Origin of the sequence: Massilia sp. BHUDP2, assembly GCF_046236355.1 — a bacterium.
GTDB lineage: Bacteria > Pseudomonadota > Gammaproteobacteria > Burkholderiales > Burkholderiaceae_D > Telluria > Telluria varians.
The window spans coordinates 769,074-788,148 of the sequence record NZ_JBJUVW010000001.1; the positions used below are offsets into that span (position 1 = coordinate 769,074).

Consider the following 19,075-nt stretch of genomic DNA (forward strand, 5'->3'; position numbering starts at 1 on the left):
TTGTGTCTTATTATGATTCATAGATTTAACAATTGCTGATGAGTTCGCTAGAGCCTTGTTTTGGCACCGGTTTACGAGGCTGGCCTGCCGTGCGGATTTACAACTGCCCGTGCTCGGCAAAGGAATGCACCTGGCTGCCGGCCACCACGACGTGGTCGAGCACGCGGATGTCGACCAGGGCCAGCGCCTGCACCAGGCTGGCCGTCAGGCGCAGGTCGGCCTCGCTCGGCTTCGACACCCCGGACGGGTGGTTGTGCGCCAGGATCACGGCCGCAACATTGCGGCGCAGCGTCGCCGATGCGATTTCGCGCGGGTACACAGCAGTATGAGGGAGGGATTGGTATCTTCCGGGATAGTCGTTTGCAGATCGCTCAGCTCCTCGTGACGGCGATACACGTCATACCTGAACTTGCCATGTTGGGCTATTGCCTACTAAGCGAGAGAGTTTGTGTCACATGGCTATAGCCTAACGTCAACGTGCTCAATGTACAGAGATTAATGTTGCTCCACTGCCTCTCGTACTCCCCCCCTTGCAGTGTGACGAGTATGTTGTACCGGCACTCGCCATGGTTCGGTGAGAATTCAAACGAATCCCCGCTCTCGATGGTCCTGTCACCCAGGCGGTCGGGTCCCTGCTGCTGCCTGTTGCTTGGCCAGTAGTACACGGAATAGACCGTGAACGCCGTATCGTTCACCAAGGTGAACGCTGCACTACTCTGTGCATGAAGCGTCCCACTGGCCAGCGTCATCATGAGAAACCCTGTTGCAGCCAACGCGCTACTCGTTTTCATTGTTATCCTCCTCCAGGAAACACTCATACGTTCTGGTGACGAGCGCCCTGCGGCCCTCTCGATAGCAAGGCTCGGCAGCATCAAGGAATCAACTAACTTTTACCGGCTGGTAATGATAGGTTGACAGTCCCTGATACTAAAATTGTACGAGGGGCTATCAAGAGTTCAAGTTGAACTTGTATGTCAAATACTGATAATAGGCGCGACAGGCTTCAACCGACGGTACCAGGCGGCACTGCACCCTCGGTTGGGTGAACGTGCTGCTTGATCGCGGATGTGGAGCAGAAGCTTTGGCGAGCGCTGGCTGCTCGACATCGCTAGCGCAAGAGGCGACTCCTACAGCTGCCCGTGCTCCGCAAACGAGTGCACTTGTGTCCCCGCCACTACGAAGTGGTCGAGCACGCGGATGTCGACCAGGGCCAGCGCCTGCACCAGGCTGGCCGTCAGGCGCAGGTCGGCTTCGCTCGGCTCCGGTACCCCGGACGGGTGGTTGTGCGCCAGGATCACGGCCGCGGCATTGCGGCGCAGCGCTGCCTTCACCACCTCGCGCGGGTACACGCTGGTATGGGTCAGCGTGCCGCGAAACATCTCTTCATAGTTGATCAGGCGGTTCTTGACGTCCAGGAAGAGCACGACGAAGGATTCGTGCGCCTGCAGCGCGAACTGGTGGCGCAGCCAGGCGCGCACCGCGTCCGGCGAGCACATGCCTTGGCGTTCGAATTCCTCGGCCACGGCGCGCCGGGTCAGTTCGATTGCCGCCTGCAGCTGGGCGTACTTGGCCGGACCGAGCCCGTGCAGGGCGCCGAACTCGCTGGAGCTGGCGTGCAGCAGCCGGTGCAGCGAGCCGAAATGATCCAGCATGTCGCGCGCCAGCGCCACCGCACTTTTTCCCGCGACACCCACGCGCAGGAAGATCGCCAGCAGTTCGGTGTCCGACAGCACTTGTGGGCCGCCGCGCAGCAGCCGTTCACGCGGGCGTTGCTCTTCCGGCCATTCGGTGATTCTCATTGTCTGATCCTTGCGATAAAAAGGGGCGCGCCGGGGCAGGGAGGCCGGGCGTGGCTTACAATAGCGGTTTGCCTGCAACAGGCCTGCCTGTCACCACAAAGAACATGTCCAACGCTCCAGTCGTCAACGAATCGTCCTACCTGACCCTGCATTATCGGCTGGCCACCGCCGACGGTACTGATCTCATCACTACCTTCAACGGCACGCCGGCCACCTTGATGCTGGGCCAGGGCCAGCTTGCACCCTTCCTCGAATCGCGCCTGATCGGCCTGCCGGAAGGCGCGCACCAGACCTTCCAGCTGAGCGCGCTCGACGCCTTCGGCGAGCGCAACCCGGACCTGATCCAGCCGGTGTCGAAGGCAACGCTGGAAGAGAACTCGGTGCCGGATGCCGACTACAAGGTGGGCGAACTGATCGAATTCAACGCACCCAAGGGCGGCCGCTTCGCCGGCGTGCTGCTGGAGATGCGCGAGACCACCGCGCTGTTCGATTTCAACCACCCGCTGGCCGGCCAGGCCCTGCAATTCGAAGTGAAACTGATTTCGGTTCTGTAAACAGGAAACCTTCATGGAAAACGAGATTCTGCTTGCCCAGCCGCGCGGCTTCTGCGCCGGCGTGGACCGCGCCATCGAGATCGTCGAGCGCGCCCTGAACCAGTTCGGCGCCCCGATCTACGTGCGCCACGAGATCGTGCACAACGCCTACGTGGTCGAAGACCTGCGCAACAAGGGCGCGATCTTCATCGAAGAACTCGAGGACGTCCCGGCCGGCAATACCCTGGTGTTCTCGGCCCACGGCGTCTCGAAAGCCGTGCGCCTTGAGGCCGAAGCGCGCGGCCTCACCATCTTCGACGCCACCTGCCCGCTGGTGACCAAGGTCCACGTGGAAGTGGCCAAGATGCGCAAGCAGGGCTGCGAGATCGTCATGATCGGCCACGACGGCCACCCGGAAGTCGAAGGCACCATGGGCCAGGCCGAGGAAGGCATGCACCTGGTCGAGACCGTCGACGACGTGGCGAAACTGCAGGTCAACAATCCCGACCAGCTGGCCTACGTGTCGCAGACCACGCTGTCAGTGGACGACACCGCCGAGATCATCGCTGCGCTGAAGGCACGCTTCCCGAACATCATCGAGCCGAAGAAGGGCGACATCTGCTACGCCACCACCAACCGCCAGGAAGCCGTCAAGTTCATGGCGCCGCAGGTGGAAGTCGTGGTCGTGGTCGGCAGCCCGAACAGCTCCAACTCGAACCGCCTGCGCGAGGTGGCGGAGAAGATGGGCACGCCGGCCTACATGGTCGACCGGGCTGATGCGATTGATCCGCAATGGATCGCCGGCAAGAAGCGCATCGGCGTGACCGCCGGCGCCTCGGCCCCGGAAGTGCTGGTGCAGGCCGTGATCGACCGCCTCAAGGAACTGGGCGCGGCCAGCGTGCGTGCGCTCGAAGGCGTCGAGGAGAACGTGGTGTTCCCGCTGCCGAAGGGACTGGATGGCGCCAAGGCGGCCTGAGTCGGCGCGTCTTTACGGCGGAGCAAATTTGCTGGAGTGAGCTGATTTCCAGTGTAAGTTTTCCATTTGCCAAGTTATGATGACGGCCATCGGAACATGAACGCCAGGCCAAGGACGGCACTGCGGGGATACCCGGCAGTGCCGTTTTCATTTGACCGCAACGAAAGCGAACGCGCACGATGGAAACATTCATCCAACAACTCCTCAACGGCCTGGTGATGGGCAGCATGTATGCCCTGGTCGCCCTGGGCTACACCATGGTCTACGGGGTGCTCAACCTGATCAACTTCGCGCATGGCGACGTCTTGATGATCGGCGCCATGGTCGGCCTCACCATCCTCAAGCTGCTGGACGCCCATGCCCCCGGCCTGTCCGGCTGGCTGCAGCTGGCCATCGCCATCCTCGGCGCCATTCCCGTGGCCATCCTGGTCAACATCCTGATCGAGCGCGTCGCCTACCGCCGCCTGCGCAATGCGCCGCGCCTGGCGCCGCTGATCACCGCGATCGGCGTGTCGATCCTGCTGCAGACCTTCGCCATGATGATCTGGGGCCGCAGCCCGCTGCCTTTCCCGCAGCTGCTCTCGCCCGAGCCGGTGGAGATCATGGGCGCGCTCATTTCGCATACCCAGATCCTGTTGCTGGTGCTGGCGGCCGTGGCGATGGTCGCCCTGGTGCTGCTGGTCGAGCGCACCCGCATGGGCCGGGCGATGCGCGCCGTCGCCGAGAATCCGCGGGTGGCCGGCCTGATGGGCGTGGACTCGAACCGCGTGATCGTCGCCACCTTCGCCATCGGCGCCGCGCTGGCGGCGGTGGCCGGGGTGATGTGGGGCGCCAACTACGCCTCGGTCACCTTCACCATGGGCATGCTGCCGGGCCTGAAGGCCTTCTGCGCCGCCGTGCTGGGCGGGATCGGCAACATCTACGGCGCCATGATCGGCGGCATCCTGCTGGGCATCATCGAAGCGCTCGGCGCCGGCTACATCGGCGACCTGACCGGCGGCTTCCTGGGCAGCCACTACCAGGACATCTTCGCCTTCGTCGTGCTGATCCTCGTGCTGACCCTGCGCCCGTCCGGCATCATGGGCGAGCGCGTGGCCGACCGCGCGTAACGGGGAGGGACAGACACCATGGCACTCCTGACTTTCGACGTCCGGCACAAGCCGCGCCAGGCCTACGCCAGCATGGCGGCCGTGCTGGCCCTGATGCTGGTCTTCCCCTTTGTCGCTTCCCAGTTCGGCAACTCCTGGGTGCGCATCATCGACATCGCGCTGCTCTACATCATGCTGGCGCTGGGCCTGAACATCGTGGTCGGCTTCGCCGGCCTGCTCGACCTGGGCTACATCGCCTTCTTCGCGGTAGGCGCCTACCTGGTGGGCCTGTTCTCCTCGCCGCAGTTCGCGGCGCTGCTGGAGTCCGTCATCTATTACTCGCCGGCGCTGGGCGAAGCCCTGGTAGCCTTCTTCGGCCCCGAGATCCAGCAGAACGGCATCCACCTGTCGGTATGGGCGATCGTGCCGCTGGCGGCGATCGTGGCGGGCCTGTGCGGCGCGCTGCTGGGCGCCCCGACCCTGAAGCTGCGCGGCGACTACCTCGCCATCGTCACGCTCGGCTTCGGCGAGATCATCCGCATCTTCATGAACAACCTGAACGACCCGATCAACTTCACCAACGGGCCGCAGGGGATCAATATGATCGACCCGATCCGCGTGTTCGGCGTGTCGCTGGCGGGCGAGGCGGGCTCGCAGGCCACGGTGCACATCGGGGGCTTCTCGATGCCCTCGGTGAACGCCTATTACTTCCTGTTCCTGTTCCTCACCATCGCCACCATCTTCGTGACCTCGCGCCTGCAGCATTCGCGCCTGGGCCGCGCATGGGTGGCGATCCGCGAGGACGAGATCGCGGCCAAGGCCATGGGCATCAACACCCGCAACGTCAAGCTGCTCGCCTTCGCCATGGGCGCCAGTTTCGGGGGCGTGGCCGGCGCCATGTTCGGTGCCTTCCAGGGCTTCGTGTCGCCGGAGTCGTTCTCGCTGACCGAGTCGATCGCCGTGCTGGCGATGGTGGTGCTGGGCGGGATCGGCCATATCCCCGGCGTGGTGCTGGGCGGCGTGCTGCTGGCGGCGCTGCCGGAAGTGCTGCGCCACGTGGTGGAGCCGGCGCAGCAGGCGCTGTTCGGGACCGTCGTGATCGAGGCCGAGGTGCTGCGCCAGCTGCTGTATGGCCTGGCGCTGGTGCTGATCATGCTGGTACGCCCGGCCGGGCTGTGGCCCTCGCCAAACCGGGAGGAGCGTCCCAACGCCGCCCTGGCGCGCGAGGAAGAAGAGGGAGCCAAGGCATGAGCGCGCAGACCATCTTGAGCATCGCCGGCGTCAACAAGCGCTTCGGCGGCCTGCAGGCGCTGACCGACGTCGGCATCCGCATCGAGCGCGGCCAGATCTATGGCCTGATCGGCCCGAACGGCGCCGGCAAGACCACCTTCTTCAACGTGATCACCGGTTTGTACCAGCCGGACAGCGGCACGTTTGAGCTGGCCGGCAAGCCGTATTCGCCGTCGGCCCCGCATGAAGTGGCGAAAGCCGGCATCGCGCGCACCTTCCAGAACATCCGCCTGTTCGGCGAGATGAGTGCGCTGGAAAACGTGATGGTGGGCCGCCACGTGCGCACCCGCCAGGGCGTGTTCGGCGCGATCTTCCGCCACAAGGCGGCGCGCGAAGAGGAGGCGGCGATCCGCCGGCGCGCGCAGGAGCTGCTGGATTTCGTGGGCATCGGCCAGTATGCCAACCGCACCGCCAAGTACCTGTCCTATGGCGACCAGCGCCGCCTGGAGATCGCGCGCGCGCTCGCCACCGACCCGCAACTGCTGGCGCTGGACGAGCCGGCGGCCGGCATGAACGCCACCGAAAAGCTGGCCCTGCGCGAGCTCCTGGTGAAGATCAAGAACGAAGGCAAGACCGTGCTGCTGATCGAGCACGACGTCAAGCTGATGATGGGCCTGTGCGACCGCATTACCGTACTCGAGTACGGCAAGCAGATCGCGGAAGGGATCCCGAGCGAGATCCAGAAGAACGAAGCCGTGATCAAGGCCTATCTCGGCGGAGCACACGAATGAGCGACAACATCCTGAGAATCAAGGGCCTGAAGGTCGCCTACGGCGGCATCAAGGCCGTGAAGGGCCTGGACCTGGACGTGAACAAGGGCGAGCTGGTGACCCTGATCGGCGCCAACGGCGCCGGCAAGACCACCACCCTGAAGGCCATCACCGGCACGCTCCCGCCATGCAAGGTGGAAGGCGAGATCAGCTATCTCGGCCAGCCGCTGCGCGGCACCCAGTCCTTCCGCATGGTCCAGCAGAAGCTGGCCATGGTGCCGGAAGGGCGGGGCGTGTTCACCCGCATGAGCATCCACGAGAACCTCATGATGGGCGCCTACACGCGCAACGACAAGGCGGGGATCGCGGCAGACATCGAGAAATGGTATGCGGTGTTCCCGCGCCTGAAGGAGCGCGCCAGCCAACTGGCCGGAACGCTCTCGGGCGGCGAGCAGCAGATGCTGGCGATGGCGCGCGCGCTGATGTGCCATCCGACCTTGCTGCTGCTGGACGAGCCCTCGATGGGCCTGTCGCCGATCATGGTGGAGAAGATCTTCGAAGTGATCCGTGACGTCTCAAACCAGGGCATCACGATCCTGCTGGTGGAGCAGAACGCCAAGCTGGCGCTGCAGGCTGCGCACCGCGCTTATGTGATGGAGTCGGGCACCATGACCATGACCGGGAATGCGGCGGACATGCTGAACGATCCGCGGGTGCAGGCGGCCTACCTGGGCGAGTAGACGCCCGCCGGGAGCGCAAAAAGCAAAAAGCCGGAACGTCACCGTCCCGGCTTTTTCATTTGACCAGTCGCAGCTTAGGCGGCAGCGGTCTGGGTCGCGGCAGCAGCAGTAGCGGTAGCCTTGCGAGCAGTCGCCGAAAACTGGCTCACCGCTGCGTTGACGTTGTTTTCGATGGCTTCGGCAGCCTGCTTGCTGGTCTTGCTGAACTGCTCGTAGCCGGCGTTGGCGTTGCTGATCACGGTCTTGACGGCGGCAACGAAGGTTTCCGAACCGGCCGGGGCGTTCTTGCTCACTTCGTCGACCAGGGCGATGACCTTGCGGTTGGTTTCGACGATCTGGCTTTCGGCGGCCTTCGAGAACTCGGCGCCGGTGCCGGTGGCGATAGCGGCCAGCTGGCGGTTGTACGACAGGGCTTTTTCAGCGGCCGGCTGGGCTTGCGACGTGGTGACCGAGAAGAACTCCTGCGGATCCTTGGCGCTCAGCAGCTGGCGGGTGACGTTCGACGATTCTTCCAGGGCGCTGCGGGCGGTGCTGATGTTCAGGTCGACCAGCTTCTCCATGCCTTCGAAGGTCTTGGCCGTCAGCGACGACAGCAGGGCGAACTGCGATTCCAGGTTGGCTTTGGTGGCGTTCGAGAACTGCTCAGGAATTGCAAACATGTGACTCTCCAAAATTCAATGCGTTTAAGGGGATGGAATGTTGCTTGGACTTGTGAGGCAGGTTTTTTCCGTCCGATGTCGACGAAACTCTTTTTTGTGCACCGCAACAGGGCGAATTTTCAACCATGTCGACGGGCGAGTCAAGCGAATTTGACGCGCTGCACCATCGTTTGTGCATAAATTTCTTGAATGCATTGATTGCAAGAAATTTCAAGGACTTAGGCTTGATTTGGCGCAAGAAATGCTGCGTCAAAGGAAGCGCCGAAACCGTCTTCGCCGACGTGCTAGACTGTTGGCTTGTGTTTTCGCCAAGCCATCCATTCAAGCCGCTGTGCAGCATCCCGCTGACCATCCCACCATGTCTTCCGGTACCCGAACAAGCACTGCCATCCCGACCGCTTCCTGGCTTTCGCCGGTGCCGCTGCTGTTCGTGTTCCTGTGGAGTACCGGCTTCATCGTCGCCAAGCTCGGCCTGCCGTATGCGCCGCCGCTCACCTTCGTGATCCTGCGCTGCCTGGGCGTGCTGGCGGTGCTGCTGCCGGTCGTGTTCCTCCTGCGCGCTCCGTGGCCGCGCGGCCAGCTCCTGCACGTCGCGGTCGCGGGGCTGCTGCTGCAGGCCGGCTACCTCGGCGGTGTCTGGGCCGCGATCAAGATCGGCATGCCCGCCGGGCTGACTGCGCTGATCGTCGGCATGCAGCCGATCCTCACGGCAGCCGCGGCGCCCCTGATCGGCGAGCGGGTGCGCTCGCGCCAGTGGCTCGGTTTCGCGCTCGGCCTGTCCGGCGTGGTGCTGGTGGTCTACAGCAAGCTGCACCTGGCCGGGCTCACCGCCGCCGGCATTGCCCTGTGCGTGTTCGCCCTGTTCTGCATCACGGCCGGCACCATGTATCAGAAGCGGTATTGCCCTGGCTTCGACCTGCGCACCGGCACCGTGATCCAGTTCGGCGCCACGGTGCTGGCCTTGCTGCCGCTGGCCATCGTGCTCGAAGGCCTGGACCTGCGCTTCTCTACCATCACCTGGAGCGCGGAGTTCATCTTCGCCTGGCTGTGGTCGATCTTCGCGCTGTCGATCGGCGCAATCTTTTTGCTGTTCACCCTGATCCGGCGCAGCCGCGCCACCGAAGTCAGCAGCCTGCTCTACCTGACCCCGCCCACCACCGCCATCATGGCCTGGCTGCTGTTCGGCGAGTCCTTCAGCCCGCTCGCCGTGGCCGGCATGCTGGTCGCCGTGCTGGGCGTCGCATTCGTCGTCAAGCAACCTCATAACAAGGAGACCCCATGATCAACAGCCCCCAGCAGGAAGCCGTCGATGCCGCGATCACCTCGCGCCGCTCGATCCGCGCTTTTCTACCCAAGCCGGTCGAGCGTGCCGACATCGAGCGCATCCTCGAGGTGGCGGCGCGCGCGCCCTCCGGCACCAATACCCAGCCATGGAAGGTCTACGTGCTGACGGGGCAGGCGCGCGAGAAGCTGAGCGAGGCGATCCTGGCAGTGAACGCCGACCCGGAGCAGGCGCGCCGGCACACCGAGGAATACGCCTATTATCCGCGCGAGTGGATCTCGCCCTTCGTCGACCGCCGCCGCAAGGTGGGCTGGGACCTGTATTCCCTGCTGGGGCTTACGCGCGACAACAAGGCCGGGATGGCGGCCCAGCACGCGCGCAACTACCGCTTCTTCGACGCGCCGGTCGGCCTCATCTTCACCATCGACCGCATCATGGAGCAGGGCTCCTGGCTGGATTACGGCATGTTCTTGCAGAGCATCATGGTCGCCGCGCGCGGCCGCGGCCTCGACACCTGTCCGCAGGCAGCCTTCACACAGTATCACCGCGTGATTGCGCAGCAGCTCGGGTTGCCGGAGAATGAAATGGTGGTGTGCGGCATGGCGCTCGGCTGGGCAGACCCCGGCAAGGTCGAGAATTCGCTCGTCACCGAGCGCGAACCGGTCGCACATTTTGCCCGCTTCATGGAGTAAGGCGCAGGTCAATACGGGCAAGGATGCGGGCGTAAATACTTGATTGTTAAGGCTTGTTGGTTTTTGGGTGTTGCCGCACGGAATGCATCTTTTCGCTTGCGATCAGGCGTCGTTCCGCTAAACTGCATCCGTACCTCATCAGTTTGCGCCAAAGGGTCGAGATGTTCAAAGTTGCATTGGCTGCCATCGTATCGCTGCTGTTTGCGCTCCAGCCCGTCAACGCGGCCGGCGCGGGCGCCGGTGCGGGTGCAGGCGCCGAATCCGCATCCAAGTCCAAGTCCAAGAAAGCCCAGCCGGCCAAAAAGAAGGCCGTCAAGAAAAAGCGCGCCACCGGCCGCAAGGCCGCGCCCGCCAAGCGCAAGGACCTGGCCCAGTCCATCGCCGACGACAATCGCCAGCGCATGGTGCGCCGCGTGGAAATGGTGCGCGGCAAGCGCAAGGTCACCTATCATGTGGTACGCCGCGCCGGCGCCGCCGCAGGCGCCGCGGCCGTGGTCGATCCGCGCACCTTCGGCGATGCCGCCGGCCTGCGCGGCACTCCGGATTCCTTGTCCCTGCGTTCGAACGTCGCCTTCGTGCTCGACCAGAACAGCTCGGAAGTCCTGTTCGAAAAGAACGCCAATGTCGCCCTGCCGATCGCCTCGATCACCAAGCTCATGACCGGCCTGGTCGTGGTGCAGGCCGGGCAGGACCTCGACGAGGTGCTGCGCATTGCCGACGCCGATGTCGACCGCCACAAGTATTCCAGCTCGCGCCTGCCGGTGGGCACGCGCATGACGCGCCGCGAGATGCTGCACATTTCCCTGATGAGTTCGGAAAACCGCGCCGCTTCCGCACTCGGGCGCCACTACCCGGGCGGCATCAACGCCTTCGTGGCCGCCATGAACGCCAAGGCGCGCGAACTGGGCATGAAGGACACGCGCTTCGTCGATTCGAGCGGCCTGTCGAGCCGCAACGTCTCCAGCGCGCGCGACCTGGCGCGCCTGGTCGCCACCGCCCATGGCGAATCGCTGCTGCGCGAATTTTCCACGACGCCGAATTCGGTCGTGAAGGCAAGCGGCCGGCCGATGCGCTATGCAAACACCAACTACCTGGTGGCGCTGCCGGACTGGAACATCGGCCTGCAGAAGACCGGCTTCATCAACGAAGCGGGACGCTGCCTGGTGATGCAGGCGGCCATCCACGGCCGCAACGTGATCATGGTGTTCCTGGATTCGAAGGGAAAGATGTCGCGCACCGCCGACGCGGGCCGCATGCGCCGCTTCCTCGAGGCGCTGGCGCCCGGCAAGCTCGAGGAGCTGGCGCCGGGTACGCTGAGCAATGCCAGCGATGTGCCGGTGATGAGCGCCGCCACAAGCGCGGCGCCGGCACTGCACTGATCAGATCGCCGGGGTAGGGCGGTAGCCCAAGGTTGCCGAGATGCTGGATGCGGTCTGCACCAGGTCTTCCAGCCATTCTTCCTGCAGGCGGTCGGCCGGGGCGGAGATCGACAGGCCGGCCACCAGCTTGCCGCTGTCGTCGTGGATGCCGGCCGCCATGCAGCGCACCCCCAGTTCCAGTTCCTCGTTGTCACGCGCATAGCCGCGCGCGCGCACCAGGCTCAGCTCGCGTTCGAAGCGGGCCAGGTCGGTGATCGAATTCTTGTTGTGGCCTGCGAGACCGGTGCGGGTGGCATAGGCGCGGATGGTCTTGGCATCGTCGATCGACAGGAACAGCTTGCCGGTCGAGGTCAGGTGCAGCGGCGCCCGGCCGCCGATCGCGCGCACCACCTGCATCCCGGAACGCTCGGAATAGGCACGGTCGATGTAGACGATCTCGTCGCCCTGGCGTACCGACAGGTTCACGGTCTGCTGGGTTTTCTTGTGCAGGGCGCGCATGAAGTCGAGCGCCGCTTCGCGCACCGACAGGCGGCTCTTGACCACGTTCCCCAGTTCCAGCAGGCGCATGCCGAGTCGATAGGTGCCCGGCTCGACGCGGTCGACGAAGCGCGTCACCACCATGTCGTTCAGGATGCGGTGTGCGGTCGAGGGATGCAGGCCGGAGACCTTCGACAATTCCTTCAGGCTCACTGGATCGGAATAATTGGCCAGTGCATCGAGCAGCGCCATCATGCGCTCGATCACCTGGATCGAGGTCTTGCCCGGTGCCGCGGCTGCCGACGTGTCCAACTGAGGGGTTTCCATTTTCATGATGTGGTTGGTGCAGTGCAGTATTGTGTCCCTTTATACCATGATGTGAAACGCCGATGCAAACCGATGGGGTGCGGTGTGCAAGCTACAGCAAGGGCGGCATAATGACAGTCCTGCATTTAATTTCGAAAAATCAATGGAACACCCGATCAGCGAGTTCAAGACCAAGCGCGGCATCGCCCGCATCCTTGCCGCCTGCCGCAACACTTGGGACGGCCTGGCCTGGGCCTGGCGTAGCGAGGCCGCGTTCCGCCAGGAGATCGTGGTGATCGCCATCGCGAGCGTGGCGGCCCTGCTGCTGCCGGTGTCGGCTTTCCAGAAACTGGTCCTGATCGGCGTGCTGATCCTGGTGCTGATCGTGGAAATCATCAACTCGGCCATCGAGGCCGTGGTCGACCGCATTTCGCTCGAGCGTCATCCGCTGTCGAAAGTGGCGAAGGACATGGGCAGCGCCGCCGTCGCCCTGGCCTTGCTGCTGGCGACGGCCACCTGGGCGGTGGTGCTGTACAGCCGGTTTTTCTAAGGAAGATTGCGGAACAAGCAAATTACAAAGCTGTCGTTTGCCAAACCGCCAAGTGCTCTTAGACTATGCGTTGCAGAAGTAACCCCGTAGTCCAATCACATGGAGAAATGACGATGACCTTACGCCTCGGCGATACCGCCCCCGATTTCGAGCAGGATTCCAGCATCGGCAAGATCCGCTTCCACGAGTGGGCGGGCGATTCCTGGGTGGTGCTGTTCTCGCATCCGGCCGACTTCACCCCGGTCTGCACCACCGAACTGGGCTTGACCGCCAAGCTGAAGCCGGAATTCGACAAGCGCAACGTCAAGGCGATCGCGCTGTCGGTCGACCCGGCCGACCAGCATCGTGCATGGATCAAGGACATCGAGGAAACCCAGCAGACCGTGGTCGGCTTCCCGATCATCGCCGACGCCGACAAATCGGTGTCTACCCTGTACGACATGATCCACCCGGAAGCCTCGGCCACCGCCACCGTGCGTTCGCTGTTCGTGATCGACCCGGCCAAGAAGGTGCGCCTGATCATCACCTACCCGATGAGCACCGGCCGCAACTTCGACGAAGTGCTGCGCGTGATCGACGCCCTGCAGCTGACCGACGGCTACACCGTGGCCACCCCGGGCAACTGGAAGGACGGCGACGACGTCATCATTCCGCTGACCGTGCAGGATCCGGCCGTCATCGAGCAAAAATATCCGAAAGGCTATACCTCGCCGCGTCCTTACCTGCGCCTGACCCCGCAGCCGAACAAGTAATGCTTTCCCACGCCGGACGGCTTGTCCGTCCGGCGTGCTCATCCTTCACCGCATAAGCAAATAAGAAACCTGTTGTTTGCCGAACTGCCGAGTCCCCTTACCCTGAGCATTAACTTAGGGGTAATGGCATGTCGACGACGTATATCATCGCGGGTTTTGCAGTAGGACTGCTGGTCGGTATGACCGGCGTGGGCGGAGGTTCGCTCATGACGCCACTGCTGACGCTGCTGTTCGGCGTCTCGCCCTCGGTGGCCGTCGGCACCGACCTGGCTTTCGCCTCCATCACCAAGGGTGTCGGCACCATCACCCACCGTTTCAACCGCACCGTCCAGTGGCAGATCGTCGGCCGCCTGTGCCTGGGCGCCTTGCCGGCCGCGCTGGTGGCGACCCTGGCGCTGAAGCATTTCGGCGGGCTCGATGAAGAGATCGGGCAACTCATCCGTTATTCGATCGCCGGCTCCGTGATGCTGACCGTGATCGCGCTGCTGTTCCGCGCGCGCATGCTGGCCTGGGTCAACGCCAAACCGGGGCGCCAGCTGCAGGGCAGGACGCTGACCACCGCCACCGTCGTTTCCGGCGCGGTGCTGGGGGTGCTCGTCACCGTGTCCTCGATCGGCGCGGGCGCCATCGGCGCCACGCTGCTGGTCATGCTGTATCCGCGCCTGACACCGGCCGAAGTGGCCGGCACCGACATCGCCTATGCCGTGCCGCTGACCGCGATCGCCGCCGTCGGCCACTGGTGGCTGGGCTCGATCGACTGGATGCTGCTGCTGACCCTGCTCATCGGTTCGGTGCCGGGCATCACGCTGGGCGCCATGGCCGCGCGCAAGGTGCCGGAGCGCTTCCTGCGCGCCCTGCTGGCGACCACGCTGACCGGCGTGGCGGCGAAGCTGGTTTTCTGATCCGTAATAGCTGTTTCCGTCTATGCAAATGAGGAAAGTTTCGTTTGTAATATAAGGGCCGCATGAGATTATGGTGGCCCGTTAGAAGAATTTGTAATAAGGGCTTCCATGACCACGCTCGCACTGCCAGCGCGACGATCTCCCGGCCGGGTCATCCCCGGATTCGGCATCTCGCTTGGCTTCACGATTTTCTACCTCGCGCTGATTGTCCTGATCCCGCTGTCGGCGGTCTTCCTGAAGACCTTCACGATGAGCTGGGACGCCTTCTGGAGCGCCGTCACCTCCGAGCGCGTGATGGCGTCGTACCGCCTCACCTTCGGCGCCTCGCTGCTGGCCGCCTTCATCAACGTCATCTTCGGCGGCATCGTCGCCTGGGTGCTGGTGCGCTACACCTTCCCGGGCAAGCGCATCATCGACGCCCTGGTCGACCTGCCGTTCGCGCTGCCCACCGCGGTGGCCGGCATCACGCTCACCGCCCTGTACTCGCATAATGGCCTCATCGGCGAACAGCTGGCCAAGTTCGGCATCAAGGTCGCCTTCACGCCGCTGGGCGTGCTGGTGGCGCTGACCTTCATCGGCCTGCCCTTCGTGGTGCGCACGGTGCAGCCGGTGCTGGAAGAAGCCGAGCGCGAGCTGGAAGAAGCCGCCGCCAGCCTGGGCGCCTCGCCGCTGCAGACTTTCTGGCGCGTGGTGCTGCCGTCGATCGTGCCGGCGCTGCTGACCGGCTTCGCGCTGGCTTTTGCCCGCGCCACCGGCGAGTACGGCTCGGTGATCTTCATCGCGGGCAACCTGCCGATGGTCTCCGAGATCACGCCGCTGTTCATCATCACCAAACTCGAGCAGTACGACTACGCGGGCGCCACGGCGATCGCGGTGGTCATGCTGATCATCTCCTTCATCCTGCTGCTGACGATTAACCTGCTGCAGGCATGGACCCGCAAACGGGCGGGCAAGAAATGAGCGCAGTCCTCGACAATCTCCATGCCGCACCGAAGACCGCTGCACCGGTGCGCCGCCGCAAGACCAACGTGCTGGAGCCGGACTGGGTGCGCTACCTCCTGATCGCGGTGGCGCTGGCGTTCCTGACCCTGTTCCTGTTCGTGCCGCTGGCCGCCGTGTTCACCGAAGCGCTCAAGCGCGGCTGGGACGTCTACCTCGAATCGATCCGCGACCCGGACGCGATCTCCGCCATCAAGCTCACGCTCATCGCGGCCGGCATCTCGGTGCCGCTGAACCTGGTGTTCGGCGTGGCCGCGGCCTGGGCCATCGCCAAGTTCGAGTTCCGCGGCAAGAGCGTCCTGCTGACGCTGATCGACCTGCCGTTCTCGGTGTCGCCGGTGATCGCGGGCCTGATCTACGTGCTGCTGTTCGGCGCCCAGGGCTGGTTCGGCGAGTGGCTGGCCGAGCATGACATCAAGATCCTGTTCGCGGTGCCGGGCATCGTGCTGGCGACCATCTTCATCACCTTCCCGTTCGTGGCGCGCGAGCTGATCCCGCTGATGCAGCAGCAGGGCACGGAGGAGGAAGAAGCCGCGCTGGTGCTGGGCGCCTCGGGCTGGTCGACCTTCTGGCGCGTGACGCTGCCGAACATCAAATGGGGCCTGCTGTACGGCGTCATCCTGTGTAACGCCCGTGCCATGGGAGAGTTCGGCGCGGTGTCGGTGGTCTCGGGCCACATCCGCGGCGAGACCAACACCATGCCGCTGCAGGTCGAGATCCTCTACAACGAATACAACTTCACGGCCGCGTTCGCGATCGCATCGCTGCTGGCGCTGCTCGCGCTGGTCACCCTGGCGGTGAAGAGCTTTATCGAATGGCGCCTGCACCAGGTACGGAAAGCGGCCGCCGAAGAACGACAGAAGGAAGCCTGAACATGACGATCGAAGTCCAACACATCCGCAAGCAGTTCGGCCAGTTCACCGCGCTCGACGACGTCTCGCTGCAGTTCCCGGACGGCCAGTTGACCGCCTTGCTGGGCCCATCCGGCTGCGGCAAGACGACCCTGTTGCGCGTCATCGCCGGTCTCGAACATCCCGACTCGGGCGCCGTGCTGCTCGACGGCCAGGACGCCTCGCACCGCCACGTGCGCGAGCGCCAGGTCGGCTTCGTGTTCCAGCACTACGCGCTGTTCAAGCACATGACCGTGTTCGAAAACGTCGCCTTCGGTTTGCGCGTCAAGCCGCGCAAGGAACGTCCGTCGGAACAGCAGATCCGCGACAAGGTGCGCCAGCTGCTCGAACTCGTGCAGCTCGACTGGATCGCCGACCGCTATCCGCCGCAGCTCTCGGGCGGCCAGCGCCAGCGTATCGCCCTGGCCCGTGCCCTGGCGGTGGAGCCGCGCGTGCTGCTGCTCGACGAACCCTTCGGCGCGCTGGACGCCAAGGTGCGCAAGGAACTGCGCCGCTGGCTGCGCCGCCTGCACGACGAGCTGCACGTGACCTCGATCTTCGTCACCCACGACCAGGAAGAAGCGCTGGAAGTGGCCGACCAGGTGGTCCTGATGAACAAGGGCCGCGTCGAACAGCTCGGCGCGCCAAGCGAGGTGTACAACAAGCCGGCCTCGCCCTTCGTCTACGGCTTCCTCGGCAACGTCAACCTGTTCCACGGCCGCGTGCACGAAGGCGTGCTGGCCAGTGGCGAAGCCCAGTTCCAGGCGCCCGAGCATGCGAGCGTGCGTAACGGCGAAGGCATCGGCTACGTGCGTCCGCACGAGCTCGACGTCGCGCGCTATACGCCCGGCGCCGACGGCGTGGTCGCCAAGCTGCGCCGCGCGCATGCGATCGGCCCGCTGGCCCAGCTCGACCTCGAGCGTGCCGACAACCAGCAGCTGATCGAGGCGGTGATCCCGAACGAGCTGTTTTCGAGCCAGGGCTTCAAGGAAGGGGAGACCCTGGTGGTCAAGCCGCGCCGCATCGAAGTCTTCGTCGATGCAGGAGAGGGAATATGAACTTCCAGCAGCTGCGTTCCGTGCGCGAGGCCGCACGCCGCGACTTCAACCTGACCGAAGTCGCCAATGCGCTGTTCACCTCGCAGCCGGGCGTGTCGCGCCAGATCCGCGAACTCGAGGAAGAGCTGGGCGTCGTGATCTTCGAGCGCAACGGCAAGCGCCTGACCGGGCTGACCCCGCCCGGCAAGGGCATCCTCAAGATCGTCGAGCGCCTGCTGGTCGAGGCCGAGAACCTGCAGCAGGCCAGCGCCGAGTTCGCGGCCCAGGACAGCGGCACGCTCACCGTCGCCGTGACCCACACCCAGGCGCGCTACGCGCTGCCGCAGGTGGTGCAGTCCTTCCGCAACGCCTTCCCGGGCGTGCGCATCGCCCTGCAGCAAAGCGCGCCGGAACACATCGCCGAATGGGTCCTGTCGGGCAAGGCCGACATCGGCATCGCGACCGAAGGCCTGTCGGCCTTCCCGGACCTGGTCTCTTTCCCCTGCTACCGCTGGAGCCACCTGATCGTGGCGCCGGAAGGGCATCCGATCTTCACCTCCAGCCAGCCGCTGCGGCTGGAAGACCTGGCCGAGTACCCCCTGATTACCTACGACGTCGGCTTCACGGGCCGCAGCCACATCGACGCCGCGTTCGTCGAAGCCGGGCTGGCGCCGGACATCGTGCTGACCGCGATGGACTCGGACGTCATCAAGCAGTACGTGTCGCTGGGGATGGGCGTCGGCATCGTGGCCTCGATGGCCTTCGACCATGGCCGCGACAAGGGGATGCGCGCGATCGAGGCCTCGCACCTGTTCGCGCCGAACGTGACGCGCCTGGCCGTGCGCAAGGGCTCCTACCTGCGGGCCTATGCGTATCACTTCATCGAGCGCTTCGCCCAGGGGTATACGCGCTCGGATATCGAGAAGGCTTTGCAGGCGGAGCAGTGAGCAGTCGCGCTCACTGCCCCACGTTCATGTAGCGTGCGTGGATCTCGTCGATCGCCTTCATCACCTGCGGCGACAGCACCAGGTCCGCCGCGTCGATGTTTTCCTTCAGCTGCGCGAGCGTGGTCGCGCCGATGATGGTCGACGCCACGAACCAGCGCGAATAACACCACGCCAGGGCCATCTGCGCAGGCAGCATGCCGTTCGCGCGCGCCAGCGCCGCATACTCGGCGGTGGCCGCCAGCACGGCGGGTCGCACATAACGCGGGCTCCAGCCCTTCGGGAAGATCGTCAGGCGGCCATGCGCGTTCGGATCGTCGAGATACTTGCTTGTGAGCTGCCCGAAGGCCAGCGGGCTGTAGGCCAGCAGGCTTACGCCTTCTCGGTAGCAGGCCTCGTCCATCAGGCTGGTCTCGAAGTGGCGCGCGGTGAGGTTGTACAGGTTCTGCACCGTGGCGATGCGCGGCAAGCCGCGCTGCTCCGAGCGCTTGATGTACTGGCACACGCCCCAGGTGCTCTCGTTCGATACGCCGACGTGGCGGATCATCCCCGCCCGCACCATGTCGTCCAGCGCCTCGAGCGTCTCATGGATCGGCACTGCCGGCCGTTCGCCTTCCGGGTCGAAGCTGTTGGCCCCGAAGATCGGCAGGTTCCGGCTCGGCCAGTGGATCTGGTACAGGTCGATGTAGTCGGTGTGCAGGCGGCGCAGGCTGTCCTCGACGGCGGCGCGGATGTTGGTCGCGTCGAGGTTGTGGTTGGCGCCGCGGATCCAGGGCATCATCTTGTTCGGCCCGGCGATCTTGGTCGCCAGCACCACGTCGGCACGGCGGCCCGTCTTCTTGAGCCAGCTGCCGATATAACGCTCGGTCAAGCCTTGCGTGTCAGGCCGCGCCATCACCGGGTACATCTCGGCGGTATCGATGAAGTTGATACCGCGCTCCAGCGCGTAGTCGAGCTGGCTGTGTGCATCAAGCTCGGTATTCTGTTCGCCGAAGGTCATGGTGCCGAGGCAGACCTTCGACACCATCAGATCGGTTTGTCCCAGCTGCCTGCGTTCCATGCTATCTCCC

General features: G+C 64.5%; 20 protein-coding genes and 1 pseudogene. 16 read left to right on the forward strand and 5 right to left on the reverse strand.

The window, feature by feature from the left end; translation table 11 throughout:
- Window positions 1-97: 97 nt before the first annotated feature.
- Both ACK6C6_RS03370 and radC read right to left on the reverse strand, forming a co-directional pair.
- Window positions 98-337: pseudogene (locus ACK6C6_RS03370) on the reverse strand (JAB domain-containing protein); the annotation flags it as partial.
- Between the two features lie 790 nt (window positions 338-1,127).
- A complete protein-coding gene (gene radC / locus ACK6C6_RS03375) occupies window positions 1,128-1,799 on the reverse strand; it encodes a RadC family protein (protein WP_209587698.1) in 672 nt (223 codons plus the stop codon).
- A 104-nt stretch (window positions 1,800-1,903) separates the two neighbouring features.
- Here radC and ACK6C6_RS03380 point away from each other — a divergent pair, with 104 nt between their 5' ends.
- The 6 genes from ACK6C6_RS03380 (at window position 1,904) to ACK6C6_RS03405 (ending at window position 7,136) form a co-directional block, all read left to right on the forward strand.
- The gene (locus ACK6C6_RS03380; protein ID WP_036214603.1) at window positions 1,904-2,353 is read left to right on the forward strand and encodes a peptidylprolyl isomerase; all 450 of its coding nucleotides are present in this window, start codon (window positions 1,904-1,906) and stop codon (window positions 2,351-2,353) included.
- A gap of 13 nt (window positions 2,354-2,366) precedes the next feature.
- Window positions 2,367-3,308, forward strand: a complete 942-nt coding sequence (gene ispH / locus ACK6C6_RS03385; RefSeq protein WP_409265896.1) for a 4-hydroxy-3-methylbut-2-enyl diphosphate reductase — start codon at window positions 2,367-2,369, stop codon at window positions 3,306-3,308.
- A gap of 179 nt (window positions 3,309-3,487) precedes the next feature.
- Window positions 3,488-4,417, forward strand: a complete 930-nt coding sequence (locus ACK6C6_RS03390; protein WP_209587700.1) for a branched-chain amino acid ABC transporter permease — start codon at window positions 3,488-3,490, stop codon at window positions 4,415-4,417.
- Window positions 4,418-4,435: 18 nt separating this feature from the next.
- Complete coding sequence (locus ACK6C6_RS03395) at window positions 4,436-5,647, forward strand: ABC transporter permease subunit (RefSeq protein ID WP_409265899.1); 1,212 nt, start codon at window positions 4,436-4,438, stop codon at window positions 5,645-5,647.
- The gene (locus tag ACK6C6_RS03400; protein ID WP_409265901.1) at window positions 5,644-6,417 is read left to right on the forward strand and encodes an ABC transporter ATP-binding protein; all 774 of its coding nucleotides are present in this window, start codon (window positions 5,644-5,646) and stop codon (window positions 6,415-6,417) included. Before ACK6C6_RS03395 ends, ACK6C6_RS03400 begins: the two co-directional genes overlap by 4 nt.
- A complete protein-coding gene (locus ACK6C6_RS03405) occupies window positions 6,414-7,136 on the forward strand; it encodes an ABC transporter ATP-binding protein (protein ID WP_209587703.1) in 723 nt (240 codons plus the stop codon). Before ACK6C6_RS03400 ends, ACK6C6_RS03405 begins: the two co-directional genes overlap by 4 nt.
- A 74-nt stretch (window positions 7,137-7,210) precedes the next feature.
- Here the strand turns inward: ACK6C6_RS03405 and phaP are convergent, their stop codons facing one another.
- The gene (gene phaP, locus ACK6C6_RS03410; RefSeq protein WP_036214616.1) at window positions 7,211-7,795 is read right to left on the reverse strand and encodes a TIGR01841 family phasin; all 585 of its coding nucleotides are present in this window, start codon (window positions 7,793-7,795) and stop codon (window positions 7,211-7,213) included.
- A 358-nt stretch (window positions 7,796-8,153) separates the two neighbouring features.
- On the opposite strand from phaP, the gene ACK6C6_RS03415 reads away from it, so the two are divergent.
- The 3 genes from ACK6C6_RS03415 to ACK6C6_RS03425 all read left to right on the forward strand — a co-directional run bounded on the left by ACK6C6_RS03415 (window position 8,154) and on the right by ACK6C6_RS03425 (window position 11,148).
- A complete protein-coding gene (locus ACK6C6_RS03415; protein WP_409265903.1) occupies window positions 8,154-9,077 on the forward strand; it encodes a DMT family transporter in 924 nt (307 codons plus the stop codon).
- On the forward strand, window positions 9,074-9,769 hold the full coding sequence (locus ACK6C6_RS03420) for a nitroreductase (protein ID WP_036214617.1): 696 nt from the start codon (window positions 9,074-9,076) through the stop codon (window positions 9,767-9,769). Before ACK6C6_RS03415 ends, ACK6C6_RS03420 begins: the two co-directional genes overlap by 4 nt.
- A gap of 161 nt (window positions 9,770-9,930) precedes the next feature.
- Window positions 9,931-11,148, forward strand: a complete 1,218-nt coding sequence (locus ACK6C6_RS03425) for a serine hydrolase (protein WP_409265906.1) — start codon at window positions 9,931-9,933, stop codon at window positions 11,146-11,148.
- Here the strand turns inward: ACK6C6_RS03425 and ACK6C6_RS03430 are convergent, their stop codons facing one another.
- Entirely contained in the window at window positions 11,149-11,958 is an 810-nt protein-coding gene (locus ACK6C6_RS03430; RefSeq protein WP_051996912.1) for an IclR family transcriptional regulator, read from the reverse strand.
- A 136-nt stretch (window positions 11,959-12,094) separates the two neighbouring features.
- Between ACK6C6_RS03430 and ACK6C6_RS03435 the strand changes: the two genes are divergently transcribed.
- From ACK6C6_RS03435 to ACK6C6_RS03465, 7 genes are all read left to right on the forward strand, one after another.
- Window positions 12,095-12,481, forward strand: a complete 387-nt coding sequence (locus ACK6C6_RS03435) for a diacylglycerol kinase (RefSeq protein ID WP_313032709.1) — start codon at window positions 12,095-12,097, stop codon at window positions 12,479-12,481.
- 113 nt (window positions 12,482-12,594) lie between these two features.
- Window positions 12,595-13,233, forward strand: a complete 639-nt coding sequence (locus ACK6C6_RS03440) for a peroxiredoxin (RefSeq protein WP_027865219.1) — start codon at window positions 12,595-12,597, stop codon at window positions 13,231-13,233.
- A 128-nt stretch (window positions 13,234-13,361) separates the two neighbouring features.
- Window positions 13,362-14,135, forward strand: coding sequence for a sulfite exporter TauE/SafE family protein (locus ACK6C6_RS03445; RefSeq protein WP_409265908.1), 774 nt, complete (start codon window positions 13,362-13,364; stop codon window positions 14,133-14,135).
- Between the two features lie 108 nt (window positions 14,136-14,243).
- Window positions 14,244-15,095, forward strand: coding sequence for a sulfate ABC transporter permease subunit CysT (gene cysT / locus ACK6C6_RS03450; RefSeq protein WP_209587708.1), 852 nt, complete (start codon window positions 14,244-14,246; stop codon window positions 15,093-15,095).
- Window positions 15,092-16,006, forward strand: coding sequence for a sulfate ABC transporter permease subunit CysW (gene cysW, locus ACK6C6_RS03455; protein ID WP_209587709.1), 915 nt, complete (start codon window positions 15,092-15,094; stop codon window positions 16,004-16,006). The genes cysT and cysW overlap by 4 nt, the downstream gene beginning before the upstream one ends.
- A gap of 2 nt (window positions 16,007-16,008) precedes the next feature.
- Complete coding sequence (locus ACK6C6_RS03460; protein ID WP_209587710.1) at window positions 16,009-17,082, forward strand: sulfate ABC transporter ATP-binding protein; 1,074 nt, start codon at window positions 16,009-16,011, stop codon at window positions 17,080-17,082.
- Window positions 17,079-18,008 (forward strand): CysB family HTH-type transcriptional regulator, encoded by a 930-nt coding sequence (locus ACK6C6_RS03465; protein ID WP_209587711.1) that lies wholly within the window; start codon window positions 17,079-17,081, stop codon window positions 18,006-18,008. The genes ACK6C6_RS03460 and ACK6C6_RS03465 overlap by 4 nt, the downstream gene beginning before the upstream one ends.
- 10 nt (window positions 18,009-18,018) lie before the next feature.
- Here ACK6C6_RS03465 and ACK6C6_RS03470 read toward each other — a convergent pair whose 3' ends face one another.
- Window positions 18,019-19,065, reverse strand: coding sequence for an aldo/keto reductase (locus ACK6C6_RS03470; protein WP_409265911.1), 1,047 nt, complete (start codon window positions 19,063-19,065; stop codon window positions 18,019-18,021).
- Window positions 19,066-19,075: the final 10 nt, after the last annotated feature.